The sequence below is a fragment of the Cellulosimicrobium arenosum genome, from assembly GCF_014837295.1.
Classification (GTDB): Bacteria; Actinomycetota; Actinomycetes; order Actinomycetales; family Cellulomonadaceae; genus Cellulosimicrobium; species Cellulosimicrobium arenosum.
Window position 1 is genome coordinate 107,676 of the sequence record NZ_JACYHB010000005.1, and the last position, 24,588, is coordinate 132,263.

20 protein-coding genes and 2 tRNA genes are annotated in these 24,588 nt (G+C 73.4%); 8 read left to right on the forward strand and 14 right to left on the reverse strand.

The window, feature by feature from the left end:
- The 3 genes from IF651_RS08025 to IF651_RS08035 all read right to left on the reverse strand — a co-directional run bounded on the left by IF651_RS08025 (position 1) and on the right by IF651_RS08035 (position 5,121).
- A complete protein-coding gene (locus tag IF651_RS08025; RefSeq protein ID WP_191828591.1) occupies positions 1-1,731 on the reverse strand; it encodes a hypothetical protein in 1,731 nt (576 codons plus the stop codon).
- A 67-nt stretch (positions 1,732-1,798) separates the two neighbouring features.
- Positions 1,799-3,298 carry a family 20 glycosylhydrolase gene (locus IF651_RS08030; RefSeq protein ID WP_191828592.1) on the reverse strand — a complete coding sequence of 500 codons (1,500 nt, stop codon included), beginning with the start codon at positions 3,296-3,298 and terminating at the stop codon, positions 1,799-1,801.
- A 137-nt stretch (positions 3,299-3,435) separates the two neighbouring features.
- Positions 3,436-5,121 carry a hypothetical protein gene (locus IF651_RS08035; RefSeq protein ID WP_191828593.1) on the reverse strand — a complete coding sequence of 562 codons (1,686 nt, stop codon included), beginning with the start codon at positions 5,119-5,121 and terminating at the stop codon, positions 3,436-3,438.
- Positions 5,122-5,213: 92 nt separating this feature from the next.
- Here IF651_RS08035 and IF651_RS08040 point away from each other — a divergent pair, with 92 nt between their 5' ends.
- Positions 5,214-5,705 (forward strand): DUF4190 domain-containing protein, encoded by a 492-nt coding sequence (locus IF651_RS08040; RefSeq protein ID WP_191828594.1) that lies wholly within the window; start codon positions 5,214-5,216, stop codon positions 5,703-5,705.
- Between the two features lie 148 nt (positions 5,706-5,853).
- On the opposite strand, the gene IF651_RS08045 is transcribed toward IF651_RS08040, so the two are convergent.
- The 3 genes from IF651_RS08045 to IF651_RS08055 form a co-directional block, all read right to left on the reverse strand.
- Positions 5,854-5,926, reverse strand: a tRNA-Ala gene (locus IF651_RS08045).
- Between the two features lie 61 nt (positions 5,927-5,987).
- Complete coding sequence (locus tag IF651_RS08050) at positions 5,988-7,223, reverse strand: hypothetical protein (RefSeq protein WP_191828595.1); 1,236 nt, start codon at positions 7,221-7,223, stop codon at positions 5,988-5,990.
- Between the two features lie 91 nt (positions 7,224-7,314).
- A complete protein-coding gene (locus IF651_RS08055) occupies positions 7,315-7,968 on the reverse strand; it encodes a GNAT family N-acetyltransferase (protein ID WP_191828596.1) in 654 nt (217 codons plus the stop codon).
- Between the two features lie 177 nt (positions 7,969-8,145).
- On the opposite strand from IF651_RS08055, the gene IF651_RS08060 reads away from it, so the two are divergent.
- Positions 8,146-8,778, forward strand: coding sequence for a 5-formyltetrahydrofolate cyclo-ligase (locus IF651_RS08060; protein WP_191828597.1), 633 nt, complete (start codon positions 8,146-8,148; stop codon positions 8,776-8,778).
- A gap of 36 nt (positions 8,779-8,814) precedes the next feature.
- Positions 8,815-9,156 carry a nuclear transport factor 2 family protein gene (locus tag IF651_RS08065; protein ID WP_191828598.1) on the forward strand — a complete coding sequence of 114 codons (342 nt, stop codon included), beginning with the start codon at positions 8,815-8,817 and terminating at the stop codon, positions 9,154-9,156.
- A 42-nt stretch (positions 9,157-9,198) separates the two neighbouring features.
- Here IF651_RS08065 and IF651_RS08070 read toward each other — a convergent pair whose 3' ends face one another.
- A complete protein-coding gene (locus IF651_RS08070; RefSeq protein WP_422110462.1) occupies positions 9,199-11,835 on the reverse strand; it encodes a penicillin acylase family protein in 2,637 nt (878 codons plus the stop codon).
- Positions 11,836-11,925: 90 nt separating this feature from the next.
- On the opposite strand from IF651_RS08070, the gene IF651_RS08075 reads away from it, so the two are divergent.
- The 3 genes from IF651_RS08075 to mscL all read left to right on the forward strand — a co-directional run bounded on the left by IF651_RS08075 (position 11,926) and on the right by mscL (position 13,792).
- Positions 11,926-12,312: an FmdB family zinc ribbon protein gene (locus IF651_RS08075; RefSeq protein ID WP_191828599.1), complete on the forward strand. Its 387-nt coding sequence runs from the start codon at positions 11,926-11,928 to the stop codon at positions 12,310-12,312.
- A 229-nt stretch (positions 12,313-12,541) separates the two neighbouring features.
- Positions 12,542-13,228 (forward strand): SAF domain-containing protein, encoded by a 687-nt coding sequence (locus IF651_RS08080; RefSeq protein WP_191828600.1) that lies wholly within the window; start codon positions 12,542-12,544, stop codon positions 13,226-13,228.
- Positions 13,229-13,348: 120 nt separating this feature from the next.
- Entirely contained in the window at positions 13,349-13,792 is a 444-nt protein-coding gene (mscL, locus tag IF651_RS08085) for a large conductance mechanosensitive channel protein MscL (protein ID WP_194720002.1), read from the forward strand.
- On the opposite strand, the gene IF651_RS08090 is transcribed toward mscL, so the two are convergent.
- Together IF651_RS08090 and IF651_RS18205 are read right to left on the reverse strand one after the other, a co-directional pair.
- Positions 13,777-14,004: a hypothetical protein gene (locus IF651_RS08090; RefSeq protein ID WP_191828601.1), complete on the reverse strand. Its 228-nt coding sequence runs from the start codon at positions 14,002-14,004 to the stop codon at positions 13,777-13,779. The two genes, mscL and IF651_RS08090, sit on opposite strands and share 16 nt — an antisense overlap.
- A gap of 58 nt (positions 14,005-14,062) precedes the next feature.
- On the reverse strand, positions 14,063-18,166 hold the full coding sequence (locus IF651_RS18205; protein WP_338403842.1) for a hypothetical protein: 4,104 nt from the start codon (positions 18,164-18,166) through the stop codon (positions 14,063-14,065).
- Positions 18,167-18,846: 680 nt separating this feature from the next.
- Between IF651_RS18205 and IF651_RS08100 the strand changes: the two genes are divergently transcribed.
- Positions 18,847-19,947, forward strand: coding sequence for a hypothetical protein (locus IF651_RS08100; RefSeq protein ID WP_191828602.1), 1,101 nt, complete (start codon positions 18,847-18,849; stop codon positions 19,945-19,947).
- Between the two features lie 54 nt (positions 19,948-20,001).
- Here IF651_RS08100 and IF651_RS08105 read toward each other — a convergent pair.
- From IF651_RS08105 to ehuB, 5 genes are all read right to left on the reverse strand, one after another.
- Positions 20,002-20,077 (reverse strand) — tRNA-Arg (locus IF651_RS08105).
- A gap of 169 nt (positions 20,078-20,246) precedes the next feature.
- Positions 20,247-21,041, reverse strand: coding sequence for an amino acid ABC transporter ATP-binding protein (locus tag IF651_RS08110; protein WP_338403843.1), 795 nt, complete (start codon positions 21,039-21,041; stop codon positions 20,247-20,249).
- A gap of 64 nt (positions 21,042-21,105) precedes the next feature.
- A complete protein-coding gene (ehuD, locus tag IF651_RS08115) occupies positions 21,106-21,753 on the reverse strand; it encodes an ectoine/hydroxyectoine ABC transporter permease subunit EhuD (protein ID WP_191828603.1) in 648 nt (215 codons plus the stop codon).
- Entirely contained in the window at positions 21,750-22,478 is a 729-nt protein-coding gene (gene ehuC, locus IF651_RS08120; protein ID WP_191828604.1) for an ectoine/hydroxyectoine ABC transporter permease subunit EhuC, read from the reverse strand. Before ehuC ends, ehuD begins: the two co-directional genes overlap by 4 nt.
- Positions 22,479-22,482: 4 nt before the next feature.
- Positions 22,483-23,424, reverse strand: coding sequence for an ectoine/hydroxyectoine ABC transporter substrate-binding protein EhuB (gene ehuB, locus IF651_RS08125; RefSeq protein WP_191828605.1), 942 nt, complete (start codon positions 23,422-23,424; stop codon positions 22,483-22,485).
- 337 nt (positions 23,425-23,761) lie between these two features.
- Here ehuB and IF651_RS08130 point away from each other — a divergent pair, with 337 nt between their 5' ends.
- The gene (locus tag IF651_RS08130; protein ID WP_191828606.1) at positions 23,762-24,526 is read left to right on the forward strand and encodes a GntR family transcriptional regulator; all 765 of its coding nucleotides are present in this window, start codon (positions 23,762-23,764) and stop codon (positions 24,524-24,526) included.
- Positions 24,527-24,588 lie beyond the last annotated feature (62 nt).

Genomic DNA, 24,588 nt, shown 5'->3' on the forward strand with positions numbered 1-24,588 from the left:
TCACTGGTAGCTGATGAAGTCCGGGGTGGGCTCGACCCGCATGGTCTGCTCCGGGGTGAGCATCGGCGCGTCCTCGTCGTAGAAGTTCTTCCAGCCCCAGTACACGCCGTCGGGGGCGCCGTGGTGCAGGGTGCGCCACGTCGCCTGCTTGGCCTCCTGGCCGCCCTGCCCGTCGGCGTGGATGACGACGGCGAGCTCCGGGTGACCGGTGTCGAGCCGTTCGCGACCGGCGATCATCGACGTACGGAACTGGTGCAGCAGGAACGTCTTCTGCGGCAGGTCGTTGTCCCGGACCAGCCCCGCGAGGTAGTCGCCGACCGCGTTCACCTCGTCGACGTCCACGTGCCCGATCTGCTCGAGGTGCTTCTCGTCCTTGCCGAGCCGCCACTCCGGGTCGAGCGCGACACCCACGTTCGGCTCGAGGACGAGGTCCTCGTACTGCTTCACCTGGGTGGGGAAGTCGGTCCGGCCGGGCTGGAAGTCCAGCACGACGTACACGCCGGCCTCGCGTGCGGCGTCGACGTAGGGCCGGGCGAGGTCGGCGGGGCGCTCGTTCGAGTAGTTGCCGTCGTCGCCGGCCGCCCCGGCGGCGACCGTCGTGATGATCTCGAGCGTCGGCACGACGGGTTCGTCCGACAGGTCCTCGTACTGGGCGGCGAGCTTCTTCGCCCGCGCGATGGTCGCGTCGACGTCCTGCTCGCCCAGGACTCCGAGAGATGCGACTCCCGGCGCTCCGTAGAGCGCGACGTACCGCTTGCCGGGCAGGGTGAGCTGACCGCCCGCGGGCAGCTCGACGCCGGTGGCCGCGGTCGCGACCCGCCACGACAGGTCGTCGTCGGTGCCGAAGGTCGACCCGATGCCCACGGTCGCGCGGTAGCCGTCGGCCGTCTGGGCGTCGTGCACGCCCTGGACCGTCTCCGCGGACGCCCGCGGATCGCCGCCGGGGACGGCGAGCAGCGACGCGCCCGACGCGCGGGCGGTCGCCTCCGCGGCCGCGCTCGCCGGTGCGGCGGCGGGGTCCGTCAGTGCGAGGACCCCCGTCGACCGTCGTGGCTCGCCCGTCTCCGGGAGGTCGGCCAGCGCGTCGGCGAGCGCGTCGTCGTCCACCGCCGCGTCGTCGCTCATGACGTCCGTCGGATCGACACGTACCGTCTCGAGATCTCCCAGCAGCTCCTCGACGGGGTCCTCGGGCGTGGTGGTGCCCGACGTCGCGGGGTCCTCGGGCGTGGCGGTGCCCGACGCCGCGGGATCAGCTGTCGCGGTGTCCGACGCGTCCGGCCGGACGACGACAGCCGCGGTCGTCCCGAGCCGCTCGAGCTCTGCCGCGAGGTCGTCGTGCGTGACGGTCCCGTCGACCACGAGCACGGGCCCGGCGACGACGTCGGCGGCCGCCGACGCGACGGCGACGCTCGGGGCGGGGTCGCTGCCCTCCTCGCCGTCGTCCTCAGCGTCGCCCGTGGTCGACCCGTCCGCGACGACGACCACGACCGGCGACGACGCGAACAGGGCGCGGCTCGCGTCGAGCGCGAGCGTCCCCGCGTCCGACCCGGGCAGGACACGCACGCCGTCCACGTCCGCCGCGGCAGCCGCCGGGGGCTCGGACGACTCTGACTCCTGGTCGGTCGTGGGCCCGGGACCCGAGCCGCCGCCCGTGCACCCCGCGAGGGCGAGGACGAGACCCAGCGCGAGCGCGACGAGGGACGGCCTGGACGGGGAAAGACGAGAGGGCATCACTCGATGCTTGCAAGGTCCTGACGGCTGCGCCAGCCGGTCGGGAGCCGAGCGGCTGTGAGTCCCCTCACCAGTCGACCTGAGGCGTCGGGTGGAACGGCAGACCCTCGCGCCGCCACGCCGCGCCCTGGACCGCGACCCGCCGACGGTAGTCGTCCCAGTCCTTGCGCGCCGGCGCCGACCAGGCCACCTCGGCCACGGCGGACAGTCGCGGCAGGAGCATCGTGAACAGGTCGGTGGGCGTCCGGAGGGTCTCGGTCCACACGGCGGCCTCCACCCCCTCGATCGCGCTCGGCGGGAGGCCGGGGACGGCGTCGTCCGGCTCCCAGTCGTAGGAGTCGCGGAGCTCGACGTGGCCTGCCCACTCCAGCCCGAGCGGGAAGTCCGCGGTGTACTTCATGTCGAGGTAGACCCGGTTCGCCGGCGACATGATCACGCGCGTGCCCGCACGAGCCGCGTCGACGAGGTAGGTCAGGTCGCCCGGGTGGGTGTCCCAGTACTGCACGAGGGTGCCGGGACGCAGCGGCGACTTGGCCGCCTCCTGCCAGGCCACCGGGGTCTTGCCGGACTCGAGGACGACCCGCTCGCAGAGCTCGACGAACCGGGCGTACTCGTCGGCCTCCATCCTCAGCACCTCGTCCCCGCCGAAGTGCACGTACGGTCCGTCGGTGACCCGCGCGAGGTCGCCGAGCACGTCGCGCAGGAAGGGCTCGGTCGCGGGCAGGTCGTACGTGAGACGGGAGAACCCGACCTCGATCCCCTGGTAGGTGTCGGTCGCGACCCCGTCCGGGCGCAGCTCGCCGTACGCGTGGGTGGCCGCGTTGGTGTGACCGGGGACGTCGATCTCGGGCACGACGGTCACGCCCCGCTCGGCGGCGTGGTCCTGGAGTGCCTCGAGGTCCGCGAGCGAGAGGTGCCCGCCCGGTCCGCCGGACACGTCGCTGCCGGCCGACAGCTCGACCAGCTCCGGTCTGGATGGGGACTCGACGCGCCACCCCTGGTCGTCGGTGAGGTGCAGGTGGAGCACGTTGAGCTTGTAGGACGCGATGACGTCGACCACGCGGCACAGCGCGTCGAGGTCGAAGAAGTGGCGCGCGACGTCGACCGACAGTCCGCGCCAGGAGTATCGCGGCGCGTCGTGCACGACGACGCAGGGCACGCGCGCGGCCTGCTCCCCCTCGCCGGGAGCCTCCACGAGCTGGGCGAGCGTCCGCGAGGCGTGCAGGAGCCCGCGCGGCTCGGGGGCGGTGAGCGTGACGCCGTCGGCCGTCACGACGAGGGTGTACCGCTCGGGGTCCGTGGAACCGGCGGGCCCGGCCACCGGGTCGATGCGCAGCCGCAGCGGCGCCTGGCGTGGTCGGTCGGCCCGGTGAGCATCGCCCTCCCCGGGACCGTGGTCCCTGCCGGCGGTCCGTGCCGAGAGGATCGCGGACAGCTCGTCGAGGACGACGCGCACGAGCGGCTCGGGCACGGAACCGGGCGGCGAGGCCTCAGGTGCGAGACCGCCCAGGGCGAGGTGCCCGTCAGCGGTCCGCACGTCCAGCGGCTGGGGGATGAGCGCGACCATCAGGCTCCTCGTGACGTCGGCGTCCGATCTGCCCGCACGGTGCGATCGAATCGTTCCGTAATTTGCAAGGACTCCACCTTAACTGGCGGAGCACCGGTGGGCCAGCCGTTCGCACCGCCTCCTCCGCCGAAGGACGCCTAGCGGCCCGCGACGTACTGCGGCACCGGGTCGAGCGCGAGCACGCCGGCGACGTCGAGCGCGGGGTCCGAGGACCCCGTCGTCCAGGCGGCCCGGACGCCGTCGGGCGACACGTCGTCGAGCAGCGCGTCCAGCTCCGCCCACGCCTGCGCCCGTGCGCCGTACCCCCCGGCCCCGACGGGCTGGACGACCAGCGCGACCTCGCCGTCGCCGGTATCGCGCCCGGCGCCGGCGGGGGGGGGCCCCCCGGCCGGCCGCACGCCCCGGCGCGCGACCGCCGGGTCGGACGTCTGCAGCACGACGAGCTTCTGCGGCAGCCCGTGCTCGCGCACCGTCGCGGCCACCGCGTCGAGCGCGGCCTGCACCTCGGCGGGTTCGACGACCCCGGAGCGCCTGCCGTCGACGTACCGCCCACGGGCGTCGAGCACCACCCCGACGTCGGGGCGCGCGAGCAGGTCCGCGTACTCGGCGACCTGCTCGTCGAACGTCCCGGTTCCCGGCTCGAGCCGCAGCAGCACGGGTACGTCGGCGCCCGAGGCCGCCTCGAGGACGGGCAGCAGCGCGTCCGGCACCGTCTCGGCCGAGTAGTCGCCGTCCTCGCCGGCCAGCGAGGAGACCCGGGTCGCCCCGACCTCCAGCACCGGGACCGTGACCGCGTCGGCGTCCTGCGCCGCGAACCGTTCCGCCGCCGCGACCGCACGGTCGGCCGCGGCCGCGCCGCCGTCCACGAGGCCCGCGGCTCCCGTGACGTCGTCCGCGCCGACGACGACGTAGCGCGTGCCCTGCGCGAACGCGAGCTGGGTCCCGTTCGCCAGGACCGTGCCGGTCTCCGCGGCAGCGATGCGCCATCCGAGCTGTTCCGAGGTGCCGAAGCCGGCACCGATCCCGACGACGGCGAGCGCCTTCGCCGAGCTGATCGCCTCGACGACCTCGCTCGTCGCACGGGGATCTCCGGTCGGGACCTCGAGCGGGACGGCACCGGCGGCCCTGGCCGTCGCGACCGCCGCGGGCTCGTCGCCCTCCGCCTCCGTGAGCACGAGCACCTCGGTCAGCACGTCGGGCTCGCCGCGCGCGGGGAGCGCGTCGAGGACACGGCCGAGGTCGCGCTGGTCGAGCTCGCCCGACGGGGTGAGCGCATCCGGGTCCAGGCGCACGTGCTCGACGTCGTCCGGCACGTCCAGCGGGGACGACGCGTCCGGGAGCGGCGCGTCGTCCGCGCCGGCAGCGGGCCCGGTGGCGTCCGCGCCCGAGTCGGCACGCTGCCCCGGCGGCAGCGCGTCCTCGCGGACGTCGACGACGGCGACGGTCCCGAGCCGTGCGAGCTCCCTGCGCAGCCCGTCGCCGGAGATCGACCCGCCGACGAGCAGCACCGGGCCGGCGAGCTGGACCGCGGCGACCTCCGCCACCCCCTGCGCCACGGCGTCCTCGGCGGGTGCGAGGACGACGACCGGGGCCGAGGAGAAGAACGTCTGGCTCGCCGTGAGCGCGAGCTCCGCAGGGTCGCCGGACCCGAGGACGGTCACCCGGCTCGACGGCTCTGCGGCCCGAGCGACCAGCGTGCCCTGTCCGGTCGTCCTGTTCGCCTCCGCACGCTCCACCGTGCAGCCGGCGAGCCCCGCAGCGGCCCCGACGGCGAGAGCCATCGTCGACGCAAACGAGACGAAGCGGATGTTTGGTGGGTTCACGACACCATCATCCCGCAGGTTTCGTTCCCCTCGAAACCCCAGATGTGAGAGAGTCGTGACGGCATTTTCCGTGACCGACGAGGAGACAACGAATGTCCACCCCGCAGCAGCCCGGCCAGCCTGAGGATCCGCAGGGACAGAACCCCTACGGCCAGTCCCAGCCGGGCCCCGCCGGCCAGCCCCCGCAGGGCGGCGCCCCCCAGTACGGCGCGCCCGGATCGTACGACGCCGGCCAGGCGCCCCAGGCTCCGCAGGCGCCTCAGTACAGCTCGACGCCGGGCTACTCGGCGCCCCAGCAGGACCCGGGCCGGACGATGGGGATCGTCGGCCTCGTCCTGTCCTTCCTCGGCTGCCTGTCCATCGTGGGCCTCATCCTCAGCATCGTGGCCCTCCGGAAGTCCAAGAAGGCCGGCTACAAGAACAACCTCGCGCTCGCGGGCATCATCGTCGGCTCCGTGGTCCTCGTGATCTGCATCATCGTCGCCATCGTGATCGGGATCGGGACCAGCGCGGTGCTCGAGAAGTGCGCGGAGCTCGGCCCGGGCACGCACTTCGAGGACGGCGTGACCTACACCTGCAGCTGACCCTTCGTCAGCGTCACGGAGCAGGCCCGCTCCTCACCTCTGGTGAGGAGCGGGCCTGTTGCGTATCTGCCGGTTCCGGTACCGCCGCAGCAGTCCGTGGGTGCACGCGCAGAAGGCCGGAACTCGAGAGTTCCGGCCTTCTGGTCGGTGGAGCTAGGGGGATTCGAACCCCCGACCTTCTCATTGCGAACGAGACGCGCTACCAACTGCGCCATAGCCCCGTGAAGCGGGTACAGATTAGCACTCCCGGGGGAGGATCCTGCAAACCGGTCGAGCCGACCGTCACTCCCCCGCGACCCGGCGGCGAGCCAGGATCTCGTTGAGGTCCAGCCCGAGCGTCTCTGTCGTGGGCTTCTTGGCGTCCTCGGCCACGGACCCCTCGTCGACCCTGCCCGCCGGGACCGACGACGCCGCGACCGACCGGTCGGACGGTGCCGGCTGGGCCGTCTCCTCCGGCGGCAGCGGAGCGGGCTCGCGACGGGGCGCCGCGGGCTTCATCGTGTACGTCGGCGCCGGGACGGGCACGGGGTCCCAGGCCCGTCCGCTCGGCGTCGTCGGCCCTGCGACCTCGGGCTCGCCGGCACCGCCGGACGGGTCGGCGACGTTCGCTGCGCGCGTCTCGTCCGGCACCTGCGCATCGCGACGCGCCACCTGATGCTCGCGCGCACCGGATCGCTCCGACGTCTCACGCGCCTCCGGTACCGCCTGGCGAGCGCCATCGGCCGACGTCGACCCGTCGGCCGTCCTCGCCGCCGCTGCGGCGGCGAGGTCGGCCGCCGTCACGCGCGGGATCATCTGGGTGCTGGTCTGCGAACCGCGGACGGCGTGCCCGGTGACACGGGGTCGCGCGCCGCGCGGGGCCGGGGGGCTGCCCAACGCGGTCCCGCGCGCCGCCCGGGCCGCGGCACGGCGCTCGGCCGCCCACGCGGCGTCGGACCGCTGTGCGGACAGGACCGCGCGCCGACCCAGGACGAGGACGACCGCGAGGAGCGCCGTCGGCAGCACGGCGACCCACCACACGACGAGGGAGGTTCCGAACGCAGTCCACGCGGCCACGGAGGCGAGCAGCAGGACGGCGGTCAGCGCGAGCCGGCGGCGCGCCGCGGCGGCACGCCGCTCGAGCACGGCGAGCCGGGACGACGACGGCCGCTCCGGGGCTCCGGTCCGGGGACGGACCCGGCCGGCCGGGTCCGCGATGGTGCTGGTGCTCATGTCGCGCTGTCCCTCCTCGTGCGTACCCCGCTGGTCCTGGTCGTGCGGTGCTGCCGCGAGGCTCGGGCGAGAGGTGCCGGGCAGGTCGCCTGCGTCCGCGGTCGGTCCGGCCATCGCGAGGCCCCACCGGACCGGGGCTCCAGCGCTGCCCGGTCCGGCCACGGCCAGGACGCGCAGCGACCCGGAGAACCGGTCCTCCGTCCGTGCGTCCACCAGCTGCTGACGGTGCCGCACGCGATGAGGGACGTAGAAGCCGATCCACATGACGAACAGCGCGAGTGCTACGAGTCCGGCGGTCGATTCCACACCACGACGGTAGGTGAGGCACCACCCCGATCCACGGACGCGCGCCCGGCGTGTCCCGGCGTGCGGGGACCGGTCGTGCCTCGGGCGGCGGTCAGATCTCGTGGCGCGAGGCCTGCCAGCGCCGGAGCAGCCCGTCCGGGACCTCTTCGCTCGTGATCGCGAACGTGCGGTGGTCGCACCACCGGCCCTGGATGTGCAGGAACCGCTCACGCACTCCCTCGTCGCGCAGCCCCAGCTTCTCGACCACGCGCAGGCTCGGTCCGTTCTCGGGCCGGATGTTGATCTCGATCCGGTGCAGCCCGAGCACGGCGAAGCAGTAGTCGGTCGCCATCGCGACCGCCGTCGGGATGATCCCGCGCCCCGCGACGTGCTCGCCCACCCAGTAGCCGATGCTCGCGCCGCACAGCGACCCGTAGGTGATGGACGACACGGTCAGCTGGCCGACGAGCTCGCCGTCCAGCTCGACGCCGAACGGCAGCGCCGACCCGCTGCGGGCCTGGGCGGACAGCCCGCGGACGTACTCCGCGAACGTGGGCGACCCGCCCCGCACCTGCGCCGCCGGACCGGGTGACGTCGCCTCCCACCGCTCGAGCCACTGGGCGTTGCGCGCCCGCAGCCGCATCCAGTCCTGCGCGTCGCGCCGTCGCAGGGGGCGGAGCACGACGGCTCCGCCGAGCGTGTCCTCGCGCAGCGTCACCGGCCACGAGCGCGTCACGCTCCACGCCCGCACAGCCCTGCTCGTCATCGCTGCGCCCTCTCGTGCGGTCACCCGTGCCCGGGCACTGAGATGTACCACGGAGACCGGTACCGCGCCACCGACGAGCAGGCCGGGTCTCCGCCCGCCGAGATGCTACCGCGGGTGGCGAGCGCCGCGTGCGGGTCGTGCGGGACGCCTGGGGCGCGCAAAGGGCACAATGGGTTCATGAGCGGCCTCGTCCAGCCCTACCCGTTGCACGGCAGCATCGAGAGCGAGGACGCGAAGGACATCCTCCGCAAGGCGATCCGGAGCAACCGGCAGTCACGTTCGGAGCGGCTCCGCCACGAGGCGGACGCCGCGATCGCGGACGTCGTCGAGACCATCGGCGAGGTCGCGAGCGCGACGTGCGTCGCCACCTACGCGGCTCGGCCGGCCGAGCCGCGCACCACCGCGCTGCTCGAACGCCTCGCCGCACGCGGTACCCGGATCCTGCTGCCCGTGCTCGGCGCGGGACTCAGCCGCGACTGGGCCGAGTACGCCGGACCGCAGGACCTGCAGGTCCGGGCGCCCGGTCGACCGCCCGAGCCCGGCACCGACCCCCTGGGCGCCGAGTCGATCGCCCACGCCGACGTCATCGTCGCGCCGGCCCTCGCGGTGGACTCCCGCGGCGTCCGGCTCGGGCAGGGCGGCGGCTGGTACGACCGCGCGCTCGAGCACGCGCGCCCCGACGTGAAGGTCGTCGCCATCGTCTTCCCCGAGGAGGTCTACGACGCGACCGACCGGCCGCTGCCCGTCGAGCCGCACGACCGGCCGGTCCACGCCGTCGCCACCCCGCTGGGCTGGCGCTGGCTCCCCTGAGCGGCGGCCCGCACGACCCGCTCGTAGCGTGAGGGCATGGACGCCTCCCCCGTCGACGAGCTCATGACGATCGAACGGCGCCTCGCGCAGGGCAAGGGCACGGACTACGAGCAGGTGCTGCGCGACGACGCGCTCGTCGTCGTGCCCGGTGCCGTCCTGGACAAGGCGGCGTGCGTCGCGGCGATGGACGACTCCCCCGGCTGGGACGAGGTCGACCTCGGCCCGCCCCGGCTCGTGCTCAGCCAGGACACCGCGACCGTCGTCTACGCGTTCCGGGGACGCCGGGGCGAGAGCCGGTACCGCGCGACGCTCGCCAGCACCTACGTGCACGACGGCGACCGGTGGCGCCTCCTCGTCCACCAGCACACGGTCGACTGACACGCCGCCCACGAGGTGGACCGTGGCGGCCGGTGCGAGTGGTCAGGGCTCGAGCGTCAGCTCGTCCTGCCCGGACTCGGTGACGGCCGCCCGGCTGAACGGCCACGCGAACGTCTCGCCGGCAGCCCACTCGTCGAGCTGGTCGGTGTAGTGGGGCGATGCCGGGTGCCCGGAGGAGCCGGTCACGGTGACCCAGGTGGAGCCGTCGAGGTCGCCCAGGTCGACGACCATGCGCATGGACGGCCCCGCCGTCACGTCGAACGATCCCGACGCCGCGTCCCAGGCGGTCGCGTCCACGACGGAGGACCCGCCCGCCACGCCGATCGGGTCGGGGTTGACGTAGTCGCGGACGAGCCCGGGGACGGACTCGCCGCCGAGGACCGGGTGCTCGAGCGCGAGCCGGTGCACGTCACCCCAGGCCCAGTCGTCGGGACGCTTGCCCACCGCGACCGTCAGGTCCCGACGCGCGGACACGAGCGCCCGGGACAGCACCTCGTCACGGGTCTCGACGATGCTCACCGTCTGGCGGTCGTCCCAGAACGGGTCGGTCGGGTCGTCGACGAGTCCCTGCACGACGGCGAGCCACCGGCTGCCCCCGGACGGACGCGCCTCGACGGGCAGGTCGTCCCAGAACGTCAGCTCGAGGAGGTTGCGCCAGACCGCGTTGAAGTAGGCCGCCGCCGCCGAGTCCGTGTCCGTGCGGTAGTCCCAGTCCGCGAGCAGGTCCTGACCCTCGGCGTCGAACGGGTCGTCGATCTCCTGGTCGAGGAGGATCGGCACGAGCACCTCGGCGTACGGGCTGCGGTCGTCGAGCTGGACGGCGCTCATGTCGTCCACGTCGAGCGCGCTCCCCGCCGCGATCTTCTCCTCGAGCATCGTCCGGATGCGCTGGGAGCGGTACCCGTAGTCCCAGTCGGTCGTCAGGAACGGCGACACCCCGGCCGGGAGCACGGCCTGGTTGGCCGCGACGACGAAACCCTCCGCCGGGTCGAGGACCTGCGGCATCTGCTCGCTCGGCACGTAGCCGTCCCAGTCGAAGCGCGCGTCGGACCCGTCGCGGGGCCAGGTGCCGTCCGTCGGGACCGGGCTGTCGGCCACGTTGTGCCGCCGGGGCACCCGGCCGGGTGCCTGGTAGCCGATGTGGCCGTCGACCGTCGCGAACACGATGTTCTGCGCGGGGACCTCGAACAGCGCGGCAGCGGTGCTGATGTCCTCGGCGTCGGCCGCGAGGTTGAAGGCGAAGACGGCGTCGGCCGTGCGGCCCGGTTCGAGCGCCGTCCACTGCAGCGAGACCGCGTACTCGCCGAGCCGGGTGCCCGGTGAGGGCGTCCCCGTCGCGGCGTCCGTCTGCGGGAGGACGGACGAGATGATCGGACCGTGGACCGTGGAACGGACCTCGAGCGTGACGTCCTGCCCCCCGTTCACGCGCAAGGTCTCGGTCCGGGTCTCGAGCGGCTCCCACGAGTCGCCGCGCAGGTACGTGTCGTCACGGACCCGCTCGACGAAGAAGTCGGTCACGTCGGCGCCCATGTTCGTCAGTCCCCACGCGAGCTGCGCGTTGTGACCGATGACGACCCCGGGAAACCCGGCGAAGGAGAACCCCGCGACGTCGAAGCCGCACAGGGGCCCGACGTCGTTGCAGTGCAGCCCCACCTGCGCCCAGACGCTCGGGGCGCCGAGCGCGAGGTGGGGGTCGTTGGCGAGCAGCGGCTTGCCGCTCGCGGTGTGCTCCCCGGCCACGACCCACGAGTTGGAGCCCGTGCCCTCGCCGCGCCCCACCGTGACGGGCACCGCGGACAGCGCCCGGTCCGCGGCGGCGAGCGCCGCCTGGAGGTGGTCGTCCTCGTAGGGCAGCGCGTCCCGCGCGGCGACGTCCTGCGACGTCCGCTGCGGGTTCTCCAGCTCGCCCGTCCCCACGATCGGCAGGTTCACGTCGCTCGGGTACGGCGGGAAGAGCCCGGTGACCCGCGCGGTGTCCTGGAGCGTGCCGTACGCGAGCGCCCGGTCGAGCTCGTCGTCGTAGTTGCCGCGCAGGTCCCAGGCCATCGCCTTGAGCCAGGCGAGCGAGTCGATCGGGTCCCACGGCTCGGGGTCGGCGACCTGCACCTGCGCCCCGAGCACGGTGTACTCGAGCGCGACGTCGGCGGGCGCGCGCGCGTCGAGGTAGGCGTTGACGCCCTCCGCGTAGGACCGCAGGTACGTGCGGGTGTCCTCGTCGACGAGGTCCCACTCCTCCTCGGCCACCTCGCGCCACCCGAACGTCCGGGTGACCTTGTCGGCCGCGATCGCGTCGGGATCGTCACCCACGAGCTCGGCCAGCCGGCCGGCGGTGACGTGCCGCCGGTAGTCCATCTCGAAGAAGCGGTCCTGCGCCTGGACGTAGCCCTGCGCCCGGAACAGGTCCTGCGGCGTGTCGGCGTAGATCTGCGGCACGCCCTGGTCGTCGCGCACGACGGTCACCGACGCGTCGAGCACGGGCAGGTCGACCCGGCCGGACGTCTGGGGCAGCGGTCGTCGCACGGTGACGACCCCGAACACGGTCACCGCGACGATGGCCGTGACGAGCACCACCGCCACCGCGAGCAGCACGCGGCGGCCCGTCGAACGACGGCGCGGCGCGGCGGGCGCCGAGGTCTCGGCTCCCTCGCCGGCGGGGAGGTCGGGTTCGTGCTCAGACACGGGTGCGAGACTACCCCGGACCACCACCGTCGACGGCGCGTATGATTGGCACTCGATATTCGCGAGTGCCAGCCTGAACCAGGAGAATCCGTGCCCACCTATGCGTACACCTGCACCGAGTGCGGCCACGCCTTCGACATCCACCAGGCATTCACCGACGACGCCCTGACCGTCTGCCCGCAGTGCTCCGGGCGGCTGCGCAAGGTCTTCTCGTCCGTCGGCGTGACCTTCAAGGGTTCGGGCTTCTACCGCAACGACTCGCGCGCGGGCCGTTCGGGGGCGGGCTCGTCCGGTGGCTCGAAGGACTCGTCCGGCTCGCAGTCCTCCGGATCGCGCTCGTCCGACACGTCGGGCTCCACGGGGTCCTCGGACTCGTCGACGTCCACCGGCTCGGCCGCGTCCACCGGCTCGTCCACCTCGACAGGCTCGTCCGGCCCGTCGAGGTCCAGCAGCTCGGCACCCGCCGCCTCGTCCTGACGCGACGGCCGCGTCCCGCGACACCCGCGCAGGGACGACACCCGACCACAGGCGGCCCCGGCAGGCCGTGACCGTCGTCGCAGAAGGCGTCGTCCACAGGCCGACGAGCCGCCGACGGAGGTCGACCCCCGCTCACGCCTAGCCTGCGGGCATGCGTGCCTCCCGGTCGTCCTCCCCCGCGTCCTCCCCCGTCCCCGTGCGGCGGGGGCCGGGAAGGACGCGGCCCCGGGTGCCGAGATCGCTGCGCGCGCTGTGGTGGCGGGGCCGCTTCGTCGTCGCCGCCGCGTGCTGCGCGCTCGCCGCGGGCGCCGTGGTCCAGGCTGCCCGCCCGGCCCCACCACCGACCGTCACCGCCGTCGTGACGGCGCACGAGGTCTCGGGCGGCACCCGGCTCGCCGCAGGGGACCTGCGCGTCGTCGAGACCTCGCCCGACCTCGTCCCGGCGGACGCGCCGACCGGTGTCGACGCGGCCGTCGGCCGGACCACGTCGGTCCGTCTCGCAGCGGGCACCGTGCTCCAGGACTCGCTCGTCGGGGCGGGCGACCTGGTCGCGGGCGCACCGCAGGGCACCGTGGTCGTCCCGGTCCACCTCGAGCCGACGGTCTCGACGCTGCTCGTCCCCGGCGACCGCGTCGACCTCGTCCTGGCCGCGGGCCGGACCGTCGCGGACCCGCTGCCCGACGACGGCACCGACACGACCGCGGACGGTGCGGTGGGCGGGGCCTCGGACCCGTACCTCGCGCGGCGCGCGCTCGTCGTCCCGGGCCGCGCGACGTCCGGCGCGGGCGGCCTGCTCGGTGCCGCCGGACCGTCGGCCGAGGGCGGTGTCACCCTCGTGGCGGTCTCGGCACAGGAAGCGGCCCGGCTCGCCGGAGCCACCGGCTGGGAGGAGGTGCGGGCGGTCCTCGTGCCCTGAGTGCCGGTGCGCGCGTCCGGGAGTCCCGTGGCAGGATGCGGCGTCGTGGTACCAAGAGCCTTGGTACCGGACGCCACGACGACGACCGTGCGTCGGGCCAGCAGCGGAAGGGACGTGGACATGAAGGGCGTGCTCGCCGGCTTCAAGGGGTTCGTGCTACGAGGGAACGCGGTCGACCTCGCTGTCGGCGTCGTCATCGGCGCGGCGTTCGGCGCCGTCGTCTCGGCGATCGTCGAGGACGTCCTCAACCCGATCATCGGGGCGATCTTCGGCAAGCCGGACCTGACCGACCTCTGGAACATCACGCTCCGCCCGGCGCACGGGGACGTCGACGCCGCCGTGATCTCCGTGGGCGGGGTGCTCGACGCGGTGCTGCAGCTCCTGCTCGTCGCCGCCGCGCTCTACTTCTTCGTCGTGCTGCCGATGAACCGGCTCGCAGAGCGGCGTCGGCGCGACGTCGAGCCCGAGCCTCCCGCCCCGGCCGAGGACGTCCTCGTGCTCCACGAGATCCGCGACCTGCTCGCCGCGCAGGCGGGCGGAGGAACGTCTCAGTCCCGACCGTAGTGCGGCGGCACGTCGCGCAGGAGCCTGTCGTCGTTCGGGGTCCGACCCCGCCGGCCCGGACCGGCCCCGCGCGCGTCGTCGGGCTCGTCGCCCCAGCCGTCGGGGCGCTCGTCGGCGCTCGTCCCCGGCACGGCCGTGCGCTCGGTCCCGAGGCGTACGGCGCGCCGTGGACGCCGGGCACCGCCGCGCGGGCGGGGTTCGCTGCTGCTCACGCCACCATGGTCCCACCGGACCGGCTCAGCCCCGCACGCGGCTCGACCCGCGCCCGGCTCAGTCGCTCTCGGGCCGGTCGTCGGCGGCCGCGGGGTCGTCGGGGAGCGGTGCGTCGCCCAGGTCCGGGACGTCGTCGTGGTGCTCCGCGTCGTCGTCCAGCACGGGGACCACGACGATCCGGTCCCCTCCCCCGGTCTGCGCGACCCCACCCTGCTCGGGCAGACGGTCGTCGCGCACCGCCTGCACGATCCGGCGGATGCGCTCCGCCTCCTTCGCCGGGTCGAGGAAGGCCGCGGCGGACCACACCTGTGCCACGGTCCAGCCCAGGCGCTCGAGGCGCTCGCCGACCTGCCGGTCGCGCACGCGCACGCTGCGCTCGGCGACGTAGGCCGCGTCGTCGGTGAGCACCGCCACGAGCAGCTCGCCCGGGAGGTCGGGGTGCCCGACGACGAGCGGTACCCGCGCGCCGTCGTCGATGCCGTAGTCCGTCTCGACCACGAGGCCGGCGCGCCACAGCCGCTCGGCCAGGTCCAGCACGAGACGGTCGGGGCTTCCTCCGACGTCGACGCCGTTCCCGAGCGAGACCTGGTCGGCAGCACCGCTGCGCTGCTCCGCGAGGTCGAGCACCTCGGCGAGCAGCTTCGCCCCTGCGCCGCGCAGGCGTTCCGGGTCGAGGTCGGACGCCGTGAAGCACGAGACGACGTGCAGCCGACGCCGGGAGGCCCCCAGCGTGTCGAGGAGCATCGCCTCGCTGCCCGGGGTGTTGAGGATGCCGAACCGGTGCAGCACGCGCCCGTGCGGTGTGCGACCGAAGCCGACCGACAGGACGATCGTGTCGCGCTCCAGCCCCGCGACCCCCGAGACGTCCGCCATCACGACCGGCTCCTCCCGTGCCGAGGAGAAGAACTCCGAGAGCGCCGGGTTCTGGCGGACCTCGACGAGGAGCGCGTCGCGGATCCGGTCGGCGTGGCGCGGTGTGATCGTGACGATCGCGAGCGTCTCGTCCGGACGGGTGAGTGCGTGCTCGATCGCGACCTCGACGACGCGGTCGACCTCCGCCTGCGTGCTCTCGACCGCGCCCGAGGCCTGGTCCGGCATCCCCGAGCCGTCGACGACGTCGAGCTGGACGAGCGCCTCCGCCCGCGGGAGCGGCGACGGGCGCAGGACGCCCTCGTAGCCGTGCTCGGCGAGGAACGTCGTGACGAAGGGATCGCGCCGCGAACCGTCGGCGAGCAGCGCGACGGAGGGCAGCAGCTCGGCGAGGTCGCGGACGGTCGCGGCGGACGCGGCGCGGGGGTCGCCCACGACGACCACCTGGCGGCCGCGCGCGATCGCGGCGAGGACGAGCTCGACGGGCGCGTGCTCGACCGCGTCGAGCACGACGAGGTCGACCGTGCGCGTCGGGGGCAGGAGGTGCGGCACGAGCGTCGGCGTCGCGACGACCACGGGCCGCAGCCGACGCAGCACCGCGGGGTGGTTCTCGGTGGTCTCGCGCAGGCTGACCAGCCGTCCCTCGAGCAGCTCGGTGAACAGGTGCTCGGCCTCGTCCCGGTGCTCGCGCATCGCGGTCGCCAGGTGCTCGCGGACGGCGGTGCGCACCGGCACCGACAACGCCTCGACGTGCTCGCGGTCGACCGCGCGGAATCGGCGGGCCAACGCGTCCAGGCCGGCACCGTCCTGCCCGGCGAGCGCCTGGTCCTGTGCCAGGACCTGCTCGAACACCGAGCTCCACCACGCGAGCTCGAGCTCCGCCGCCACGAGCTCGGGTGCCACGCGGCGCTCGGAGAGGTCCTGCAGGAGATCTGCGAGACCGGCGGTCTCCAGCGTGCGCAGGAGCCCTGTGCGCGTCGGCAGGACATCGAGCGCGGCCGAGCCCTCCGCGAGCGCGTCGAGCCGGTCGGCGAGATCGGCGAGCGACGCGTCGAGCAGCCCCGCACCCTGGGCCGTCCCGGCCAGCACGGGCTCGAGCTCCTCGACGTCGATGCGCACCGCCTCGTACGTGTCCTCGATCGCCGCGAGACCCTCGGGCAGCGTCGGCCAGCCACCGCCGGGGCACTGCGCCTGCCAGACCCTGCGCTGGGCCTGGACCTCGACGAGCGACGCGTGCAGGTCGTCCACCCGCACGCCTGGCCGGACCATGTCCCGGGCCTGGCGGCGCAGGCGCCTGCGCGCGAACCAGCCCATGTCGATCGCGCGCTCCTCGCGCCACTGCTTCGTCGCGGTCGCCTCGACCATGTCCTGGGCGGTGCGCTCGAAGATCATCGGGCGGAACACGTCCAGCGTGCCGCGCATCCCGCCGAGCATGGTGAGCTGGTCACCCCACTGCCGCAGGGTGGTCGGGGCGTCCAGCCCCGTGCTGCGCGCGACCTCGTCGGCCTGACGTCGGAGCTGGGGCAGCGTCTGGCTCCGCAGGCGTTCGACATGGACGAGGACCCGCTGGGCGTCCTCCGCCGTCGTGAGGTCCGCGCCCGCCCACGGGTTCGACGTCGCGCGTGCGGTGAACGCGCCGAGGTCGGCCGCGTCGCGCAGCAGCTTGCCGTAGTGCCCGCGCGCGGTGGCGACACCCAGCACGACGTCGGGATCGAGCCGGACGCGCGTGTCGGGCGCGGGTCGCTCCGCGGTGAGGCGCGCGAGCGCCTGCAGGGCGTCGTAGGCGGAGACGTTCCAGGGCTCGCGCACGAGGTGCAGCGCCTCGATGTACCCGGCGAGGCGCGCCCGCGAGCCGAGGAGCGCGTCCCGGGTCCGTTCGAGCGCGTCCTGGTCCACCTCCTCGGCCTCGCTGGCCATCGCGGCCAGGAGCCGGTGCGAGACGTCGGTGCGCCAGGTGGACGTCGGGGCGACGTCGAGGGCGAGCCCGCCCAGACCGAGCGCGTCGAGCCGTGCCAGGAGCGCGTCCGCGGCGCGCCGGTGCCCCGGGACGTACAGGACGTGGCGCCCGCTCGCAGCGGCCTCGGCGACGACGGCCGCGAGGGTGCCGGTGACGTCGGCGCCGGCCGGCGCGTCGACGAACAGGTGCGCGCCGGTGGTGAGGATGTCGACGACGTGCCGCTGGGACGGGTCGAGGTCGCCGACCCCGCGCTCGTGCACCGGGTCGGCGTCCCCGACGCGGGGGGCGGGGAGCTCGGTCCTCAGCGCGGCGGCGCTCCGCTCGTCGCCCGCGAGCGCGGCGACGACCTCGTGCCGCTCGAGAGCGGGAGCGAGCTCGTCCAGGTCGTCGACGAGGATCTGGCCCGGGTGCACGAACGTGCCGACGAGCACCCGCTGCGTCAGGTCGAAGCCGTCGAGGACGGCGCGTCCGAGGGCCGCGATGCGCGCCGTCGCGTCGCCGGGGTCGAAGCCGTTGCCCGTGAACGCGCTGCGTGCGACGGCGGCCGGGTCGAGGAGCGCACCGTGGGACCGCAGCGTGCGGGCCAGGAGCGGGTTGATCTCCGCCGTCGGCTCGAGGGTGAGCTCGTAGTCCGTCTCACCCTCGCCGTAGGGGGTGATGGTCAGCGGACGCAGCAGGACCGGTGCGCGCACCGTGCGGGGTGCCGGTTCGACGTCCTCGGCGGGGGCGTCCTCCCCGGCCGCCTCCGCCACCACGTCCGCGTCGGCGGCGTCGTCGGCTCCCGATCCTGCGGCGGGAGCCGCCGTGGGCTCCGTCGTGGCGGCGGGCGACCGGCCCGCGACCCGTACGAGGGCGGCGACGTCGTCCCCGTCGACCTCGGACGGGCTCGTCCTCGTCCAGGTCGCGACACCGATGGCGAGATAGGCCGGCGCGACGCCGTAGCGCTGCGCGTGCTCGGCGGCGCGGACCACGACCGCGCGCGCCCGGCGCCGCGCGGCCGCCCGGGAACCGCCTTCGCGGAACAGATTGGACAACCGCGTGGGTCGGCCGGCGAGGAACTGCGCGAGGCCCGAGGGATGGGCGGCCGTGAGGTCGACGACCGCGTCCCCGAGGAGAGAGACGTCCGCGAGCGTCGATCCGCCTGCGAGCTCGACGAGAGCCGCACGCCAGGAGGCGACCGACGCCTCGATCAGCTCGGCGGTCGTCGGTTCGGGAACGAGGACGGGGCCACCCGGAGCGGCCGCGTCCGTGCCACCCGCCGCGTCCTCGTCGGGGCGGGCCTGCACAGGGCCGTCCGCGTCCGCGGTGGAGCTGGTACGGGCTGCGAGGTTCACACCCCGACGCTAGCGGCAGGCGACCCCGCGACGGTGCGTGGCACGCCGGGTTGCGCCGGGTCCGCGGTTCCGGCAGACGGCCGGACCGCGCGGCCGACTGCCGCGGACGGCTCCGGTTCCCACAACAGGTCGACCGTCCAACGACGACGACCACGCTGCGCGGAGGCAATGTGCGCAAAGATGCTCCGGACTGCCACGACGCACCCCACAAATGCGTACAGCCCCGCGCCGTGAGGCCCGGGGCTGCACGCCTTCCGGGCGTTCGGACCCGGGACGCTGAAGACGGCGCACACCGCGCAGGGGGCAGGCGATGTGCGCCGTCGTGGACTAGTTTGCACGCTGGCGGGACACGCGTCAACTCGCGTGCGGGTGAGTTCTGACGACCCTTCTCGCACGCTCAGAAGCCTGCCGTTGTGCGGCCCGGGATGCTTGGACGGGTGTCCAACTTTCTCTGTCGTTTTGCGGCCATGGTGCGTCTCCACACGATCTCCCCGCCTCCACACCGGCCGGTCACCACCGCCGTCGTGGTCGGTCACACGTCCCTCCTAGGCTGGGACCACGCCCGCGCCGACGCCGGTCCGTGGCGCAACCCGTCGCGTCGACCGGTGCTCGTACCCGCGGGCAGGACCACCCACCCGACGTCGAGCCTTCGACGACACCGACGAGATCGACGTGCAGCCGTGACCAGTTCCCCCTCCCCCCGTCCCGCTACCGAGGAACCCGCCGACACCGCCGTCGATCCGAAGCAGAGCCCCCCCGAGAAGCCACAGCTCTCCCTCACGCAGGTCCTCGCGAGCGCCCTCGCCGCGATCACCACCACGGTGCTGCTGTCCTCCTTCGGCATCGCGGGGACGATCATCGGTGCAGCGGTCGCGAGCGTCGCCACCGTCGTCGGCAACTACGCCTACACCCGCTCGATCGACCGGACCCGCGCACAGCTGCTCCCTGCTGTCGTCCAGATCGCCAAGCCGAACGGGGTGGTGACCCGGCCTCGTGGAGCGGCCGCAGGTCCCGGCTCGGTCACGAGCGTGGCGCGCGGATCGGCGGACGACGCCACCCGCCAGGTGTCCCGCGGGTCCGTGGACACGATCGAGACCGCCACGATGGAGACCGGCACGGCGTCCCCCGCCGTCGGCGGCGCCGAGGACGCCGCGGGCGTCCCGGCACGTCGCCCGTGGCTCCGCCTCATCGACCGCTACGGCAAGGGCCGCGTGCTCGCGGTCACCGCCCTCGCGCTGTTCGTCGTCGTCATGGGCGTCGTGCTCGTGGTCGAGCTCGTGATCGGCAAGCCCCTCTCGGACGCCGTGCGGGGCCAGGAAGGATCCGGGACCTCCATCAGCCGCAGCGCCTGGACGTCCGACGACGGCACGACGGACCCCGCCCAGCAGCAGTCGGGCGACGAGCAGCCGGCCCCCGCCGACGACCCGTCGGACGTTCCGTCGGACGTTCCGTCGGACGACGCGACCGACGGGACCGACGCACCGACGCCGGAGCCGAGCGACAGCCCGACAGGCGACCCCACCGAGCAGCCGACCGACGTGCCGACCGAGCAGCCGACCGACGGGGGCACCGTCGATCCCGGCGACGGGACCGACGGGGACGGCGCCGAAGACCCGGAGGGCGGGACCGACGAGGACGGCGCCACGGGTGCCGCACCTGGCGGGTCCGCGAACGAGGACGCCGGGGCGTCCGGTCCGGGGACGGCACCCGGTGGTACGACGAGCGGCGGGACCGCCGTCGAGCCGACGCCTGCGCCGACGGGGAGCTCCCGCGAGCGGTAGCGCCGGTTCGCCCGGGCACGGGCAGCGTGAAGACTGGACACCACGTGTCATCGATGGTGCGCCTGGCCAGATTCGAACTGGCGACACCCGCTTTAGGAGAGCGGTGCTCTATCCCCTGAGCTACAGGCGCTCGACCCCGGGGCAGGGCCGCAGCACAGCCTAGCCGCCCCCGGCGGTCCGGGTCGAAGGCGACGACGTCGAGCCGACGACGACCGCCGGACGACCAGGTGGTCCCGGGCCGGTCCGGAGACCGGCCCGAGCCACGACCCCTTGGTCGCACGCGCGAGCGCGCAGGGCGCTCAGTGGGCCAGGACCGCCTTGAGGAACTCCTTGGTCCGCTCGTGCGTCGGGTTCGTGAACATCGTCTCGGGGTCCGCCTCCTCGACGATCTGCCCGTGGTCGAACATGAGCACCCGGTTGGAGACCTCCCGCGCGAACTGCATCTCGTGCGTGACGAGCAGCATCGTGATGTCGGTCGTCTCGGCGATCTCGCGCAGGACGCCGAGCACGTCCGCGACGATCTCCGGGTCGAGCGCCGAGGTGACCTCGTCCAGCAGCAGGATCTCCGGGTCCATGGCCAGGGCACGCGCGATCGCGACGCGCTGCTGCTGCCCACCGGAGAGCTGGTTCGTCTTGAAGTCGCGCTTCTCCGACATCCCGACCTGCTCGAGAAGCTCCTCGGCCCGCGTGATCGCCTCCGCCTTGGACTTCTTGAGGACGTGCACGGGCGCCTCGATGATGTTCTCCAGCACCGTCATGTTCGGGAACAGGTTGAACTGCTGGAAGACCATCCCGACCCGGTTGCGCACCACGCGGCGACGCTTCTCGGGGATCTCCACCCACTTCTCGCCCCGGTACTCGTGGGTGTACGGCACGCCGTCGATGAGGATGAGGCCGCCGTTCGACTCCTCGAGCGTCATGAGCAGGCGCAGGATCGTCGTCTTGCCGGAGCCGGACGGGCCGATGAGCGTCACCCGGTCGCCCTGGGCGACGGAGAAGTTCAGGCCGTCGAGGACGACGTTGTCGCCGAAGCGCTTCACGACGTCGCGGAACTCGATCGCCGGGACGGCGCCCTCGGTCTTGTCTGTGGTCACGATGTCCTCCGTGCCGGTCTGCGTGCCGGTCTGCTTGCCGGTGTCTGTGTGACGGTCGTCCTGGTCAGGCAAGGCGCTTCTCCATCCTGCGCACCAGGAGCGACGTCGGGTAGCTCACGGCCAGGAAGAGCAGCCCGACCATCGTCAGCGGCTCGATGTACGAGAAGCTGTTGGCGCCGTACCTCTGGGCGGCCGCGAACATCTCGACGACGAAGATCGCGAACAGGAACGGGGTCTCCTTGAACATCGAGATCGCGTAGTTCCCCAGGCCGGGCAAGGTGTTGCGGATCGCCTGCGGCAGGACCACGGCGACCCAGGTCCGACCACGGGGGAGGTTGAGCGCTGTCGCCGCCTCCCACTGGCCCTTCGGCACCGCGTCGATCCCGGCGCGGTAGACCTCCGACATGTACGTCGCGTAGTGAATCCCCAGGACCCCGCAGCCCACGGCGAGCGGGGGCAGCGCGGGCACGAGCAGGAGCGCCGCGAACACGAGCTGGACCAGGAGCGGCGTCATCCGGATGAAGTCGACCACGAAGCGTACGGGGACGGTGATAAACCTGCTCCCCGAACGTCGCACGAGCGCGATGATCAGACCGAGGATCGCGGCGATCACCATGCCCACCACCGTCGCGATCACGGTGATCTTGAGGCCCTCGAGCAGGTCGGGCAGGACGTCCCAGGCGGTGTCCCAGTCCCAGATGCTGTCGTTCACGCGGCACCTGCCTTCTCCGTCGTGGGTACGGGCGCGACGCGCAGCACCTCACGCAGGGTCGGGCCAGCTCCGAGCCGGCTCTTGAAGTGCACCTCGAGCGCGTTCATCCCCAGCGTGAGGAGGTAGGCGATCACGAAGTACACGATCAGGCCGACCGAGTAGCTGAAGATCGTGTCGCTCGTCGCCTTGCGCAGCTGGGAGATGAAGAAGTTCAGGTCGTGCAGCTGGATGTAGTACGCCAGCGCGGAGCCCTTGAGAAGCTGGATCAGCAGGTTGGCGAGCATGGGGATCATGAGCGCCCAGGCCTGCGGCAGGATGACTCGACGGATCCGGTGGAACTGGCCGAGGTTGAGCGCCGTCGAGGCCTCCCACTGACCGCGCGGCACGGAGTTCACCGACCCGCGGACCACCTCGGCACCGTAGGCGCCGTAGTTCAGGCCGAGCGCGACGATGCCCACCGCCATCGCCTGGAGCTCGTAGCCGAACACCGGCAGCACGTAGAACAGCCAGAACAGCTGGACCACGAGCGAGGTGCCGCGGAAGAACTCGACGATCACGCGGGACGGCCCGCGCACCCACAGGGTGCGGGTGCGCGAGCCGAACCCGAGCGCCAGCGCGACGACCATCGCGAGGATCGCCCCGCCGATCGTCATCTCGAGCGTGACGAGGACTCCTTCACCGAGGCGCGGAAGCCTGTCGAGGAGTGTCTGAATGTCGTCTGACATCAGGTCAGGATTCCAGCCCCAGCTCGTCGGCGATCGCCTCGAGGTCACCCTCGCAGAGCATCTTGGCGGTCAGACCCTCGATCGGGCGCTCGGCCTCGGTGAAGCCGAACGGGCCGAGGATCTCCAGGTACTTGTCGGGGTCGGACGTGATCGCCTCGAGCTTCTCGTTGTACGCGTCGAGCAGGTCGGTGTCCTCCTGGCGGAAGACGGTCGACCCGGCGCCGACCTGCGGCACACCGTCGATCACGGCGACGAACGAGTCCGTCGCCTCGACCGGCTGGTCGGTGTCGTCCGCGAGCGCGTGCACCGAGATGCCGGTAAGCGCGAAGGCGTCCGCACGCCCGGTGGTCACGGCGTCGAGGCCGTCCTGCGGGCTCCCGACCTCGAGCGACTCCAGCCCGGTCTCCTCGGCGTAGCCGGCCTCGATCGCGCCGGACATCGTGGCCAGCTTGACGCCCGCGTCCACCGCGGAGTCCCAGTCGCTGAGCCCGTCCGGGTTGCCCTCGGGGACGAGGAACGCCGTCGTGTACATGATCTCCGGCTCGGAGAATGCGGCCTGCTCGCAGCGCTCCGGCAGGATCGACATGCCGGCGCTGATCGAGTCGACGCGACCGGCGGTCAGGCTCGGGATGAGCGAGCCCCACTCGGTGAGCGTGCCCTCGACGTCGTCGATGCCGAGCTCGCCGTAGATCTCCTTGTTCAGCGCGACGGCCGCCCCGGTGAGCTCACCGGCGTCGTCCTCGTAGCTGTAGGGCTTCTCGCCGGCGAAGGCGACCTTGATGCTGCCGGCGTCCTGGAGCCCGGCGAGCGTCCCGCCGTCGCCGTCGCCGCCGCCGTCACCACCGGAATCGGTGCTGGAGCACGCCGTGAGGGCGGTCAGCGCGAGGACTGCGCCGGCACCGACGAGCGCTCGGCGACGCGTGGAGGTGTTTCGCGTGGAAGACATGGTTCCCTTCGTGGCCCATCGACGCGGGTGGTCGCGGACGGTTCATGGGGTACGCGGACGATTCAACACGCTAACGCTTCGTCGAGCGTTCGACAATTGGACTGTCCTACTGTCTGATTGTCTACAATCAGGACCACGGACCGCTTCGCACGTCCCGGCGGTGCCCTCCTCGACCGGAACGCATGCATCTGTGACCTGCACGGACACGACGCAGAGGTCACCCGGTGGGGGCCGTGCCGCGCGGGACGGTCGGCGCGACCTGCTCTGCGCCGACCGCGAAACCCGGGGCGCGAGCGATACGCGATCGTGACCTCCGCAACCCTCAGAAGGAGACCCGATGCCCTCCGCATCACGGGCACCGCTCGGCGTGGCGCCGTTCCTCTCGCCGGTGACGCGGCCGTCGACGGTCGACCTCATCGTCCGCGAGCTGCGCGACGCGATCTACTCCGGGACCCTGCGCGTCGGTACGCCGATCCGCGAGGTCATCATCGCCGGCCAGCTCGGGGTGAGCCGCGGTCCGTTCCGCGAGGCCGCCCAGCGGCTCGTGCAGGAGGGCCTGCTGGTCTCGACGCCCGGCCGCGGCCTGAGCGTCGTGATGATCGGGCGGGACCGGATCCCCGCGCTCTACGAGGCGCGCGCGAGCGTCGAGACGGCCGCCGCCCGGCTCGCGGTCGTCCGTGCGACCGAGGCCGACATCGCGCGGGTCCGCGACGCGTACGACGCCCTGGTCGACTCCGGCCGGGCCGAGGACCCCCGCCGCATCGGCGACGCGGACCTCACCGTGCACTGGACGATGGTCGCGGCGAGCCGCAACCCCTGGCTGCTGCGGTGGATGAGCACCCTGATCGTCGAGGTGCGGGCCGCGAGCTTCACGGTGAGCGAGGAGTACGCCGTGCGCCGCGACTCCCCCGAGTCCCACGCCGAGATCGTGGAACGCCTCGAGGCGCGGGACGGCGACGGGCTCGTCGCCGCGATCACCGCGAACCTCACGGCAGCGGTGGAGCGGCTCACGGCCCCGCAGGACTCCCACGTCGAGACGTTCGAGGAGCCGCAGCCCGTCGCACCAGCGCGCCTCGCCCCCATCGGTCCCCCGCACCCCTGAACCCCTGCTGAACCCCACGCCACCACGCGGCGTCCACCCGGCGCCCCCGGACCTGCGAACGG

What these genes read in the sequence shown, in the direction of transcription:
- IF651_RS08025 (WP_191828591.1), bottom strand. Translation starts at nt 1,731, where the DNA reads ATGCCCTCTCGTCTTTCCCCGTCCAGGCCGTCCCTCGTCGCGCTCGCG.
- IF651_RS08040 (WP_191828594.1), top strand. Translation starts at nt 5,214, where the DNA reads ATGTCCACCCCGCAGCAGCCCGGCCAGCCTGAGGATCCGCAGGGACAG.
- IF651_RS08130 (WP_191828606.1), top strand. Translation starts at nt 23,762, where the DNA reads ATGCCCTCCGCATCACGGGCACCGCTCGGCGTGGCGCCGTTCCTCTCG.
- IF651_RS08065 (WP_191828598.1), top strand. Translation starts at nt 8,815, where the DNA reads ATGGACGCCTCCCCCGTCGACGAGCTCATGACGATCGAACGGCGCCTC.
- ehuB (WP_191828605.1), bottom strand. Translation starts at nt 23,424, where the DNA reads ATGTCTTCCACGCGAAACACCTCCACGCGTCGCCGAGCGCTCGTCGGT.
- IF651_RS08030 (WP_191828592.1), bottom strand. Translation starts at nt 3,298, where the DNA reads ATGGTCGCGCTCATCCCCCAGCCGCTGGACGTGCGGACCGCTGACGGG.
- mscL (WP_194720002.1), top strand. Translation starts at nt 13,349, where the DNA reads ATGAAGGGCGTGCTCGCCGGCTTCAAGGGGTTCGTGCTACGAGGGAAC.
- IF651_RS08055 (WP_191828596.1), bottom strand. Translation starts at nt 7,968, where the DNA reads ATGACGAGCAGGGCTGTGCGGGCGTGGAGCGTGACGCGCTCGTGGCCG.
- ehuC (WP_191828604.1), bottom strand. Translation starts at nt 22,478, where the DNA reads ATGTCAGACGACATTCAGACACTCCTCGACAGGCTTCCGCGCCTCGGT.
- IF651_RS08060 (WP_191828597.1), top strand. Translation starts at nt 8,146, where the DNA reads ATGAGCGGCCTCGTCCAGCCCTACCCGTTGCACGGCAGCATCGAGAGC.